Annotated in this window: 8 protein-coding genes; 3 read left to right on the forward strand and 5 right to left on the reverse strand. The window is 42.0% G+C overall.

Features of this window, described 5'->3' with window-relative positions; all coding sequences use genetic code 11:
- Together ACJJIS_RS14370 and ACJJIS_RS14375 are read right to left on the reverse strand one after the other, a co-directional pair.
- The gene (locus ACJJIS_RS14370; protein WP_475708393.1) at window positions 1–3,780 is read right to left on the reverse strand and encodes a DUF637 domain-containing protein; all 3,780 of its coding nucleotides are present in this window, start codon (window positions 3,778–3,780) and stop codon (window positions 1–3) included.
- Complete coding sequence (locus ACJJIS_RS14375; RefSeq protein WP_475708394.1) at window positions 3,758–6,250, reverse strand: hypothetical protein; 2,493 nt, start codon at window positions 6,248–6,250, stop codon at window positions 3,758–3,760. The genes ACJJIS_RS14370 and ACJJIS_RS14375 overlap by 23 nt, the downstream gene beginning before the upstream one ends.
- Window positions 6,251–7,222: 972 nt before the next feature.
- Here ACJJIS_RS14375 and ACJJIS_RS14380 point away from each other — a divergent pair.
- Together ACJJIS_RS14380 and ACJJIS_RS14385 are read left to right on the forward strand one after the other, a co-directional pair.
- Window positions 7,223–7,573, forward strand: coding sequence for a hypothetical protein (locus tag ACJJIS_RS14380; protein ID WP_444932664.1), 351 nt, complete (start codon window positions 7,223–7,225; stop codon window positions 7,571–7,573).
- A gap of 20 nt (window positions 7,574–7,593) precedes the next feature.
- On the forward strand, window positions 7,594–7,857 hold the full coding sequence (locus ACJJIS_RS14385; protein WP_444932663.1) for a hypothetical protein: 264 nt from the start codon (window positions 7,594–7,596) through the stop codon (window positions 7,855–7,857).
- A 128-nt stretch (window positions 7,858–7,985) separates the two neighbouring features.
- On the opposite strand, the gene ACJJIS_RS14390 is transcribed toward ACJJIS_RS14385, so the two are convergent.
- Window positions 7,986–9,041, reverse strand: a complete 1,056-nt coding sequence (locus ACJJIS_RS14390; RefSeq protein ID WP_444932662.1) for a hypothetical protein — start codon at window positions 9,039–9,041, stop codon at window positions 7,986–7,988.
- Between the two features lie 725 nt (window positions 9,042–9,766).
- On the opposite strand from ACJJIS_RS14390, the gene ACJJIS_RS14395 reads away from it, so the two are divergent.
- The gene (locus tag ACJJIS_RS14395; protein ID WP_444932660.1) at window positions 9,767–10,099 is read left to right on the forward strand and encodes a hypothetical protein; all 333 of its coding nucleotides are present in this window, start codon (window positions 9,767–9,769) and stop codon (window positions 10,097–10,099) included.
- A 587-nt stretch (window positions 10,100–10,686) separates the two neighbouring features.
- On the opposite strand, the gene ACJJIS_RS14400 is transcribed toward ACJJIS_RS14395, so the two are convergent.
- Together ACJJIS_RS14400 and ACJJIS_RS14405 are read right to left on the reverse strand one after the other, a co-directional pair.
- The gene (locus tag ACJJIS_RS14400; protein WP_444932659.1) at window positions 10,687–12,018 is read right to left on the reverse strand and encodes an RDD family protein; all 1,332 of its coding nucleotides are present in this window, start codon (window positions 12,016–12,018) and stop codon (window positions 10,687–10,689) included.
- On the reverse strand, window positions 12,018–13,709 hold the full coding sequence (locus ACJJIS_RS14405) for an Hsp70 family protein (RefSeq protein WP_475708395.1): 1,692 nt from the start codon (window positions 13,707–13,709) through the stop codon (window positions 12,018–12,020). Before ACJJIS_RS14405 ends, ACJJIS_RS14400 begins: the two co-directional genes overlap by 1 nt.
- Between the last annotated feature and the right edge of the window lie 153 nt (window positions 13,710–13,862).

Below are 13,862 nucleotides of genomic sequence, written 5' to 3' on the forward strand. Positions count from 1 at the left end.
CTAATCATGCTCCTTAACTATCTTTGCGGACCCAGGAATAGCAACCTCTTCCAGCCAAGAGGCCCAAATAGGTGGGAACTCAAACGAGCGGCCAGGAGTAGTCGGGTCATTTCTCAATGGTATTATTAGCTTATCATACAGTGGATTGCTACTGGCATTCAGTTGAGGCAGTGCCGACTCTTCAATAAAATCATCCATCCACTTAGGAATCTGAAACTCAACAATCTCAGCACCAGGTCTTTTGGATAAAAAATAATCAGCATGTAAATCATCGCCGATGCTTACATTTAGCCTTTCATTTTTTTTGATTATCGCATTATTTGTGTCATCTACAGCGATCAAAAACTTACTTTGCTTATTAAGGTCAGGATCTGTTCCTCCCTGTACTCGTCTAACGGTGACAGTTTCCTCAATAGCGCTACCATTAGGAAGTTCTACGTTATCTGAAGAGCCTTTCCATCGCGGTTTACTTTTTTGTAATGCTAATTTAGCAAGAAGAGCTTCACCGGATAGCACTACAGCTTCACCCGGAGTCACAGCTCCAAGCGTGCCTCCTACAAGCTCCGAAAAAGTCTCAGCCATCTCTGGTGTAATAGTACGACCATCACAGGTTTGTGTGAGGCTTGTACTAGGGCAGACACTCATTCTTCGTACATATTCTTTCTTTAGATTATATCTTGAAAAAATATTAATCCTATCCCAGAAAGTAGGATTCTCTTGATCTTCTCCACCCCATACCATCAGGGCCAATTGAAATGTATATTCATCTCCAGAGATCCATGCCAGGTATAATTGATACAAGCTTTCATTATTAGAAACGAGCTCAACTACATTTAACATCTCTGAGGCAAGAGGCAGTAAATATAGAGAATTATTTGCTGCGGCGTTTTCAGCCGTTAAAGCAGCAATATTGACTTGAGATGCATCGGCACCACTAATAAATGCCGCTAAAGCGCCTCCCAGCTTAGCTAAGTTAATACCATCTCTACGTAACTCCAATAGTTCACTAACGGTAGCAGAGACATCTAGCTTTGAAAACTGCTCTAGCTGATCCGGTGTAAGCATACTAGGATCAGTTAATCCATTATCCTTTAGAAATCTCTCCAAATTTGCCACATCGTCAGCAATCTGCGACTGGCTTTTATGCACATCAGAGACCAGCTCTCCAACGACTCCTCCAAGAGCGCCAGATTGACACCCCTCCTGACTACTATTGCTGCTCAAACTTGATTTTGCTGCACCGATAATACATCCGGCGCCAGCGTGAGCAATATATTTGATAGTGGTATCAAGATCAGTTGCATTTGGCCCATCCCAATTGGCTTTAATTTCATTTGCCATATGCTTGCCAATAGAATTCACAGCTGACTGACCGAGGGACAGCATAAAACTCTCTTCAAAGTTTTGCCCGGTTATTACAGTTTCAATACCGGCATTCACTGAAGCATGGGTAACTGTCTGAACTAGCTGCGCTTCCAGTGAAAGAGTCGAGGCTTCTTTTATTGCCGCATCAACTGCGGCCTGAATTTGAGCCTGCGTAGCATTTCCAGCTTCTGCCAAATCTTTAGCTGCTGTCGCTGCTTCATTAACAGACTCTGTATCAATATCAAAAATAGCCGCATCGATTTGGGCAATTGCGCCGGCCGTAACCATTGCCACTGCTAAGCTCTTTAAGGTGTCACTGGAGGCAAGGTCTTCCATTGCCCCACCCACATCACCATTCACAAGACCGTTAGCTGCGGCAAGAGTTGCTTGACTAACAAACGATGTCATACCTGCTTTAATTGCTGCAGATACAGCTACACCACCAAACTCTCCCACAAAGCTACCAATTGCTGGGCCAGCTACGCAAGCAACTGCAATTGCTATTACAGCTGCAAAAGCAGGGGTAATACTAGTATTAGATTCTTTCCAAGTTTCATACTGAAGCTCAATAGCTGTCCAATCTACTTCAGGTGAAGATGCTCGGACATCTGCCATCCACTCCATACCTTCAAATTTAGACAGCTCCGCAATCTGCTCATCAAGGGATAGCTCAGGATTCCCCTCATACTCAACTGAAACTCCACCTAAAGCCTCTACAGCAAAACCACCCACAATGGTATTAGGTACACCAGTCTCCTTGATATGGCCTTTATTTTTCGTTGTTACTGTAAACAGCCCCTTTTTAACCGAACTATAGGTGTAATGATCGGTTTCAGTTGTCATCAGCAGGTTAACTTTACCCCCTGCAGCTTTAACCTCGGTTCCCAGGCCACCCTTAATATCAGCAGCTCTTAATGTGATATCACCGAAATCACTGTGCAATCTGATATTTTTTCCTGCATCCAGTAAAGAACGAATGGCTATGGTTTGGTAAATGGATTCCTCTATTTTACGCTTACCAAACTTCCCCTTCTTAAAGGACTGAACTGTTTCCAGCTCATCCTCAATAGTTATACCCAAGCCCGCAAGTAATTCTATATGTCCCCGATCGCTAACAATTTCTGCAGCATCCAGAACAATTTGCCCCCCAGCAATCAGTTGAATGGTTTCTTCCGCAGTTAGTTTTGACTGCAGATAGCTAACTCCTGATCGGCGGACATACCAACCACCCTGCCCCCCTTCAAAACTAGAGGTAATATTTTGTGCACCTATAAATATATTGCCGTTCGCCGCAAAAGTTAGCTGATCTCCAGCACTCACTGTAACGCCTTGCAAGATGATATTCGTACTACTGCGAACTAGTAAATCACCACTCGCAGATATCGAAGTCACCTCGCCAAAGAAGCCCCCCGTTTCATTACCAAAATCATAACGGTGGACAAGGGTAGAAGCTTCAATACTGTTAGCGGCAATTGTTAGATTGCCACACGCATCAACTTGACTTGATAGTAAACGAAGTGATCCACCTACTACTATATCCAGCTCGCAGCCACTAACACTGCTATTTTGTGCTACAAAATCACCGGCTACATTTAGGAATGCTTCACGGCCAAGCTTGATATCAACATCCTGAATATTGATACGACTAAAGCTAACATTACTATTAAAACCAACACTATGATCAGTCACTCGTCGTTCAGCAATTGTTTGCTCTGTCAAATAAACAACAGGGACAATTACTGTTTCTCCGTGGATGACCCGGCGCTCTGGCCAAACCATATCGTAAGGGCTATTTTCGCGATCAAATTTACTTTCCGAAATTGGATCACCGTAAATCTCTATCGTACTCGCTAACTTCGCGTAGAGAAACGCATTGTCATACAAGGTCTTTAACTGGCTGGTTTCATCCTTAAAGTAGGCGCTATCAGAGTCAATTAAATGCCTACCCAGAAGCTCTTGTATTTGATCTCTAACATATCGTGACTGTACAAAGCTGTCCCCTACCAACTTTGGGTTATCATAAATTGGGAGGATCGTAGTGATATCTCCCACCCCAATAGGTACATAGGTAGGCGACCCTAAGGATTCAATATGTTCATCCCGTAGTCTTTTATAAAAGTCCTGGATGTTGGAATATCCATCTTGAACGGATGTATCAATATAAGGCGCCGCCGTATATTGATAGCTACCACTAGTGGTAGAAAACTCAATTTCCGCAATGGAATCCAGAACCTGCTGAATTTGTCCTGATGACAAAGCTCCCGCATAAGCCGGTAGCATTGTCTGAAACAGGAAACAGAAAGCGACCAAGTGGGTAAAGAAGCGCATCCCTATTCTCTTTTTACAACTGGTGACAGTGGTGTTTTCTTGATTCATCTTATTTTTTAAGCCCTTAACTCCACCAGTCAAATTCATTTAGAAAATCAGCAATCACATTGCTAAGTGACTCAAACATATCTTTAATCACTTCAAAAAGGGAAAAACTTTCAGTTTTATCTTCAGAATTTGACCCAATAATTCCTTGTACTTGTTCATTTGCCCTAAGTTCGACATCCCAATTGTGGGTCCAGAAAATTTGTAAGGTATCATTGGTCAGATTACTAGAATGTTCAAATACATGATTCACCTCATAAAGGCTAACATTCGAGGATTGACCTGGCTGACTAGGCATTAGGACATCATCATAATTATTCCAACCATCTGGGCTATACTTTATAACCAAATCAGATACAGCAACCTCTTTAAAACCATCAAAAGTATTGTGAGTTATACTTTCAAACTCGCCACTACCTTTAACATTCCCATGCACAAAAAATAGTGAGTCAGCATCTTTAGGTTCAGCAACAACAATTTCATTGCCAGACATTACCGGCACATAATCATCACTGCCGGAGCACGGAACAAAGACTGTTCCCGGACCTCTTAAATCTTCGCACAAATAAACCTTTGTCGTGGTAGTTTCTTTGCTAATTGCTTTATGCGAGATACCATAATCATGAACGACAGGTGTATCAAATAGTGCTTGCCCATAAACCTCTAAATAAGCGGCGTTATTCACCAACCCTGCTGTAGCATAGGTTTCTAAATCACCTAGTGATACTATGATCCCTGGTGGGGAATATGTATACGCCCTGGTTTCGTAGGTTTCAATATTTTCTGTAGTATTACCATCCAAGATAGTGTAATAAGTCTGATCTAAAAGAGTTAAGTTTCTATATCGCTCATTAACGATATATTTACCTTCTAATTTAAGAGTTCCACTACCCTTATTTAGTCGCAATACCGCTGATGAGTTTAACAGGTAATTCTGGGCTTGAATTTCTATACCATTTTCGCCTGAAATAGTGGTCTGATTTACCAGGCTTCTCAGGAGAACAGTAGTCTTATCGTCAGAAACTTTCTCCCAGTAGGGGTTAATATTTTCGACCCCCTTCGCTTTAATCCGAACATATTCACCAATAATATGAGCGGATGTATCTGAAGGCTGTGAATAATTACTCGTCGTACTTACATTTATCCCAGATCGATAATAGGTGCCAAATTCAGAGGTTTCCGGCTTCTCTAAAGTTAAATCGCCAGCATAAAATGTCAGCAAGTCATCTACGGAAGATTCATTTGGCAGATAAGGAGTGCGAGAGCCATTTCTTACAAAACCGTTTTGAGATTGTACGTCTACAACTCCTCCGGTAATTTTACCTCCAAACTGATTGTAGACATTATTGTCTGCCCACGCCGATAAAGTACTTCCCCCTTCCAGCAGGCCGAAATTCACAATTTCATCGGAGGCAACCTTAAGCGTATGTGCAAAAACTTCAGATTTGTTTTCAAGTCGCCCATTTGCAATTGCCGTTACGCCCTTACCCTCAATATTCACATTTGAGGAAGGAAACAATAGCGAACCATTGGACTTGATAGTAATATCACCATTACTGGTCATATCTTCCGTAACAGTCGTGTCACATACTCCAAAAGTTTGTACCTCTACAGACTCTCCAGAGAGCACAACCTGATTCTGGTAACGTACTGATGATAAGAAATCAGAGGTGGTATCAATCTCAGCATCAAGTGTTAAACAATTTGCGGTAGTGAGCTTGACAGCCGCAGCCCTAATTGATCCTTCCAGCGTCTGGGATACCGCCCCAGATTTCGGAATAATATTTTCTATCTTTTGTAAATCATAATTCCAGCTTATGTCGCCAGCCATGGCATTTACCAGACCTGTTCCCAGTAGGTAATTACCATTTTCATCAGGAATAAGGCCATTACTATCCTTACTGGCCGGCTGGTGAATATCTAGGGCTCCACTAATGAATAGCTCATCGGATAGGGTTTCTACCAACAATGCTCCCGGAGCGCTCATCCCTGAAAGACTGATGGAGCCACTGGTGGCTGTTAGCTCGCCAATATCTGCAACATCATCACTAATTGTCTTTGACGGCTGAGCAGCGGCCATAGTGATTCGAGGAATATTACTAAAACTACAGTTCAGACAGCTAATACTACCGTTTTCATCCTTGGATAAAAACAATACATCTGCTGGTGCCCCCATTACTTCTACGAGGCCGCTTAGGCTTATACGATCAGCGATAATTACAATTAAGGAAGCCGCCTCAACAGGCGTAGAATCCTCTAGCAATCCGGGAATATTTAATAATTGCAGTGGCTGCCCGGATACAGAGAAGGTGTTGAATTGATTCCAAGAAATTCCATTAGAATTAGCAGGCCTGACACGTAGTGTATCAACACTCTCATTATCAACTAATGAAATTTCACTAGAGTGAATACTGCTAGGTGTAATAGTGGACGCACTTGAATATGCACCACCACCAAATAGGGCGAGCCCCATTAGCATAGTTTGAACTAAATAGTTTGAATTGAGCTTCATGTAATCCCCAATAATGAATGCTAAATCTTTCTTTAGTAGCTGCTACTTTTCAGCCCCAAATAACCTTTGATACCGTACGGTTTAACTCTCTATATCGTTTAGCTTCTAACAAACAAAATTTTTCAGCCGCCCCGACAGTATTGGACAATTACTTAGCACTTATTAAGCCCAGTATAATAATTAACCAGCAACTTAAAAATTGACGCGGCATCCTAACAAAAATTAACCTTTAAAACCACAGGAAACGAAAAAAATATAGTAGCGGAAACAGCACATATTCATTATGGTGTTACTATCTGGCTACACCGCAGAAGTTGCTATTCAGCAGCCACCACAATCCCCTGAAGAGCTCTTTTTTAGGTGGAAAAGTAGACTACCACCTCGAAAAACACAAAAAGTACTCTTAGTGCCTACCGCAAATTAACAATGATGAAACTGCTGAGCCTACAACCTCCATTCCGACTAACAACAGTGCAATGATGGAATAACGTAGCACTCACTCTCTCATACCCCAGAAAATACTGAGTGAATTAGTCTATGAAGTGCGCAATGCCGATTCGGGAAAAAGCGTGTATTTATTGGTGGCGAGGAGACTTGCAGTGAAGTTGTTTCAACTTGTGCAGTAAAAGTCTTTTATCAACTAGTAAAAAGACCGAAGTCTCGTAACCACAACAGCCTAACCTTAAGAAAGCGTATATTTGAGAATGAAAATCATGGCAGTGTTATAAACCCAGAGCACAACAAAGAAATAGAAAGATTATTTAGGCCCAAAGTATCGCCTAGAAAATATTCTTTCCTGCAAACTTATCTTACCCTCTAGTAATACACGAACTAAATAAGCAATCCAAAAGGCTACCTTACAGGATTACAAACACAAGTATACAACCCTCTCCAGAATTTATAAGACCTTGAAATAACTATAAAACAGAGTATATTTCGCAGACTTTCAAATTCAAGCAAGGACTTCAAAGCATGAGAGTAATAATAACCCTTTTTATTTGCTTACTACCGATGTTTACCCAGGCCGGCGTGCAATCTGAATCAGATAATAAACTCTACATTAAAATGATTGAAAGTGCATGGGGTAAAAATGGCATCGTGATAAAGTTCGACAGAGAAATAACTTACGATGGAACAAATCCAGGCTGCGAATGGGGCTGGAGTGTTTTTGTTAGCAAAGATAACAATGCGATGATGGACCATATATTATCTATCGCACTAGCTGCACAAATGGCCCAAAAGCCCGTCAAGGTTTACGTAGAAGATACTTGTAGCACCTCTCGTGCGGAGCTAATCTCCCTTCAAATCTGGAATGAAGAGTAATATGTTCCCCAGCCTCCGAAATGGAGGCTGGAATTAAAATAAATGACGCTTTTAGAAAAGCTAAATGGCGGCAGGCCTCTCCTACCAACTCAAAACTTCCCAAAAAATATTTACCAACGCCAAATCGAAAATATCATAAAAATCACTGGCATCTAAAAGGCACTAAAGGCCCTTCAAAAATTGACGTAACGATAAATATCACCACCACTAAGCCCACCCCTAAAATAGAAAATTTATCAGCCTTAAAAATACAAACACATACACCATCAAGCCAGAAAAATTAACTTGACAACCCATACCTAACAAATAATATAGACATCAATTTGTAAGGATCTTAAAATTGTGAAGGCAAAAACATGAAAATTATACTCTATGCAACACTTAAAACAACAAAGCCTGCATAGAGTATCAATTAATCTCGAAATAATTTAACCGCTTTACCAATTTTTCGGTACTGCTCTTCTACTTCTGGTACATAACGCGGCCCATAAAGAGTCCCTTTACTTGCATACACTTCAGGCCAAGCAAATGGATAAATGGCGATCACATCTTCATTCCTTACAGCATGATCATAAGCTTGCTGAGCTCTTGTTATCAATTGCTCTTCCGTAAGATAGCCATAAGTTGTGTTGTCAGTCATAAATGCACGAGGGATTATGTAAAATTTAGCATCTTGCAAAGCGCCCGTATGTTCCCTTACTTTCTCTACATTTTCTCTCAAAAGGTCAGTCATTCCGCCCTGAAAGTTGACGCCTTTATACTTATCCACCCCAAACAAATTGTAATTAATAGGCATATATTCACTATACTCACTAAACTCCCAAACCTGATTGATAGGATCCCAACCTACAATACGCTGCCAAAACAATATCTCTTCAACACTTTTCTCTGTAAAAGTTAAAGCTCTATATGCATCGGGAAAGTCCCGCATCAAAATAAGACCAATTTCATCCAAATATTCTTTAACCTCTCCATAGCTCATACTTGACCGATTGAAGGGTTCATCCAGAGGATCTAATGCATAGATAATATCTTCGTATGGCTTTAATTTTTCTTTGGCACTCTCCCACAGCTCAAGGTAATCTTCCTGCCTAGTATGACCTGAACTCGTATTAAAAAAGATAGGCCCTAACTCCACCCACACTTTAACCCCATGTCTTTTGGCCTCGGCTAACTTCTCATCCACATTACTCCAATGGAGGTTAATGAACGTAGAAAAAGGAGCAACCTCAGAAATATAATCGACGTACTTACCTGAGTGATAAAAACCAAATGCCTCTATATGATCAGGCACAACATTTCCGGGCGGAATAATTATTGGAGTAGCAATTTCTCCATGCAATATAAGCAATTCAGGCTCTTTCAAGTCAGCCGCGGCCGTCATCTCTTCTTGAGCCGACACAGCACCACCTATCAAAGCAAGCAACAGGCTCCCAACAAAAGGTAGTTTCTTAATACTCTTCAACATAAACTTCCCAATCCCAAACCGTACAAATTTTATTCTCACATCGACAAAGTGACGCTCACCAAGGAGAAAGTTACTAATATTTCGTTAACTCTATTAGGCCAACACCGCTCTAAAAGAGGTCACCCCAAAATAGTACGACAAAACAAAAAGCTACCGCAAATCATTTTAAAATAAATCTTTCGACACACGTTCAACAGCCCCACCTACACCTCTATTTGGTAGAGATTAAAAGCTGTATTTACTTAGAAGTTTGCAGTCATACTTTTTTAGCAGGTAAAACATAAAACAAACGTTCCATCTATAAATTACAAAGAGCCCAAACGAAAACATCTCACACAACATAAAACTTTAACTTTAGCCTCAGGAATTTTTAAAAATAAACCTGCTAAAAATTTACTCAGGATTAGCACACCCTTACTCAAGCATTCCTCAGATATTAAAATGTATCTCATTTATATTAGCCGTATATATTTATTCTCTAGATCTAGAATCAAACACCTACCCAAGACCGCCTTTACTTCAGCGCCTTACTGAGATATACATCTCACAACACCCACAACCTGGCACCTGCATACCAAGTATGACCTAATGCTCTGGTTAAAAGTATATGACTCAAATCGCAACTTCGCATAATACAAAAATATACAGATTTAAAATTTGCTATTTATAGAACTTTCTATATCCTTCAGAAGCTATGATAACAACACTTCAAATTGGAGGCTTCCATGAAACTCAAATTTCTGATTGCATTAATTGTGATGACCTTATCAAAAGGCGCCTTCGCTGCGGGCATGTCTGACGATGCCACTATTAACAAGGTAGGCTGCCACATGAATAACGCTACCTGCTATGTCTACCTGGATCAAAAAGTTGGCCCAGATAGCTGCAGCAGCAATTCGATACGCTGGAGTAAAGATGCCAAAAATGGCCAAGAAACTTTAAGCTTATTAACCGCGGCATTTTTTGCCGGAAAAAAAGCTAGTTTTTATGTTTTAGATACATGTTATGAAGATGGCATTTACCCGACCTTTGGGTATTTCAACGTAAACAATAATTAAACACCCCCAAAATTCCTCAGGTTCCAACTCATCTTGGCTAGCCAGTTATTCGATGTTTTTTAGTTAGATGGCTAGTCAAAACCTCCATAGTACCACCATAAATATTTAAGAAAATTTTACAGCTTTTACCCACCGCAATACTATTAGAAGAGAAGAGGCAACAAATACGCCCAAATTGACGATTGACCACACTTTAGCCCATCAAGCATTTTTCCCGGAGTAGCCAGAAATCGGGAGCCGCCCAACATCCAGACAAAGAATAAATATTCCAAAACGCAAATTCCAGCAGCCTCCAAAGTTGCAATACTCTCTAGTTTCTCAGAGGCCTTCATTAGAACAGTCGATGTCGGAAAACCAACAACCACATTAGGTAGAAACAAACCCAGTAAAACTGGCCATCCTATAACCAACCACCGGTCAAAATAGCACTGTTCGTAGCTATCATTTACATCTTCGTTATTAATCTTTACTACTTCACTCCCACCACGAAGCCCCAGCAAAGGGTCTACTTCAACCTATTGTTTTATCTGTATGACTAATTAATAAATATAATAAGGGAAGAGCGGGAACCAATTCCCGCTCTAAAGCTAAGCTTTTCTCAAACGGCGTAAATGCTCTTCATGAGTCTTACGCATATTAATAACATAAGTGCGACTTAACCGATCATGCAATAATTTATTAACCAGGAAGAAGTTGATAATCCATGCAAAAAGCCCAAATGCACTAGTGAAAGCAAAGCTCACAGTTCTCCAAAGCCCTCGCAAGTATCCAATCCGCCCAAATTTTTGACTGGTTACTCGATAGCCCATTATATACTTGCCAGGTGTTGCCTGAAGTTTGGAACACTCGAACAACCAAGCAAATAACAGGTAGGCTCCAAAACAAAAAGGTATGACTTTTGCGGCTGCTACAGCTTCCGGCAATCCAAAGATTTTCATCATCGCCGCAGTTGCAAGAGAGCCTACGGCCATATAAGTCATAACCAAGTCTAAAAAGAATGCAACGCCTCTAGGTACAACATCACCAAAAAAGTACTTTTCATAGCGCTCTTCAAATTCAGCCTCACTTTGTGCCTCTACCTTGCCCCCGCCACGAAGCCCTTGCAAAGGATCAATACGGGACTCATGAACTTCCAAGCTATTAAATATGCTATTGCACAACTTTTCGTCAAGCGCTTGGTAGAGGTAAGACGCATTCCCTCGCCAATCGAACAATTGATCACAGTATTGCAGGATGTTCGGCGTTACTTGTCGGCGAAACCTTGCGGATTTCCCCCCCTCTACAGCATTTTGATTAAATTGGGCAAAGCGTTCAAATACAGAAAGGCCTAAGTTCCAATTATACTCCTCATCCAGCATATAGGGACTCTTGGTGAGAAAGCCCCAACTTTTCTCCAAGCTCATTTCCAAGTGATTATTGAGCATCTCATCAACTTGCTTAAGCACCCGCCGAAATTCTTCAATACGCAAATCTCTAGCTGGGTCTTGCGCTTCCCGAGATTCACTTGTCTGCGTATCAGGGGATACACCTTCGCTCTGTTCCAAGGGGTCAGAAACGCCCTCTTGCTTCGCTGGGTGTTCTTCAGCTGCGAGCGGAGTTAACACTTCATCAGTGGAAGGCCGCACTTCTGTTTCCTGCGCCCCTTCTAATACAGCTACCCTTTCACTGTTAACCTTCTCATGGCTTGTGCTTCCTGCCTGCCCTAGTGAAGGAGTTTCCAAGGAGGCTTCCGCATGCCCGGCAGTCTCCTCTTGCAATTGCTCAGCCAGTTTCAATGCTTGCTTATAAGCTGTATGAAGTGCCTGGAATTCTTCCGGCTTTTCATCAGGGCGGGTTTGCTTTAGTTTTTTTGCATAAGCGCGCTTAATCGCCCGAGCATCAGTGATGGGGTTAATTTCAAGAATGGCCCAGGGATTCATCAAATCCAATCCTCGCCATCCAACCGATCCAGAATTTCACTAACCTCAGTTCGAGCCTTAATAATTTCTGTAGGGTTTTGCCTTTCTAGGACGCTATCAAAGGATGACAGTAATTTGGCAATATACTCACGCTGCTCGCCCAGACTGGATTCATACAAGCGCTCACCACGAGCAATGATTGCCTGGTTTTTTTCATCTTCACGGGGGTGGAATTTCAGTTTTGCCAGCTTTTGCAGGGCTTCAGCCTTTTGTACATCGGAGAGAGCTCCCGGCGTAAACTCAATTAACTTGTTGAAGGTTTTACCCGTGGAGACCACAGTCACATCCACTTCTAAAAGTCCATTCATATCGTAGGTGTAGCGAATATCTGCCGCCTCTTCCCCTTTAGGCTTTTTCGGCACAGGAACCGTCATCTCACCCAGGTACACATTTTTAGATACCAGACGATTCTCTCCTTGGTATACGTCTACACAAAGTTGGGTTTGATCATCCCGAGCAGTCCACACTCTCCTTACAACACTGACTGGTACAACCGTGTTGCGCTCGATAATAGGCATGAAGTAGGCACCGAGCTGCGGATTATCTTCATTGATAACCCCAGTTCCCAAGGTGTAAGGGCATACATCAGTCAGGACAATATCATCCAGTGCTGAGTTCTTTTCTTTTAAGCCAGCCTGAATAGCTGCTCCCATCGCAACGACAGTGTCCGGGTCCAAATGGCAGGCTGGCAGACGGCCAAACATTCGACCAACCATAGAACGAAACTGGGCCATGCGCGTCGAACCGCCAACCAATACCACTTCATCAATTTTCTGTGGGGGCAAATCAGCATCGCGCATTGCCCGCTCAATTGGCCGCTTCGCTCTTAACAACAGAGGTGTGCTGAGTTTCTCAAACCACTCTGGAGTCACCTGGAATTGCAGGGAGCGCCCATCAAGTTGTAATTCAAGTTTTTGCTCAGGTTGCTGGCTAACTCGACGTTTGGCGCTTTCCATTTGCATATATAAGTTTTGCAAATCGCGAGGGCTTAAGGCTTCTTTCTTAATATCAAACTCAGCCAGGACATCATCGATCATTGCCTCAACGAAATCTTCTCCACCGAGGAAGTTATCTCCGGCACTGGCATGAACTTCCATAATGCCATCGAAAAATTCCAGAATGGAAACATCGAAGGTGCCACCCCCAAGATCTAAAATAAGGAAGTTTCCTTCGCGCTTATCGTGTAAACCATAAGCAATGGCAGCCGAAGTTGGCTCGTTAATAAGGCGCTCTACTTTTAATCCCGCAAGTTCTCCTGCCAACTTGGTGGCATGGCGCTGATTATCATTAAAATAAGCTGGGACACTGATTACCGCCTCGGTTACCTCTTCACCAAGAACAGTTTCAGCATCTTCTTTGAGCGCACGTAAAATTAACGAGGAGAGTTCTGTTGCACTAAATTTCTGTTTCCCCAGGGAAACTTTGTGGTCAGTGCCCATCAAGCGCTTAAACGCAGCCACAGTGGTACTACTGTGGTTAATAAGACGTTCTTTAGCCGTTTTGCCGACTAGCAGTGTGCCAGAATCATCAAGCCCCACAACTGACGGGGTCAAAATTTCACCCAAACGATTGGGAATTAGTTTTACCCCGTCATCAGTCAGTACCCCGCAAGCACTATTAGTGGTTCCCAAGTCGATACCAATAATGGCCATATTTCCCCTACCTACCCTTGGATTCGAATTGCAAAAACGATCGAATCTATAAAATTTTTAAGACAATAGTTTTAGCTATATTTATGGCGCAATATTCTAAGCGGCCTTGACCACAAATTGCCAGATAAGACACCGCTATAAAACAATATCAGG

The organism is Microbulbifer maximicatervae (SeqCode) (assembly GCF_056231245.1).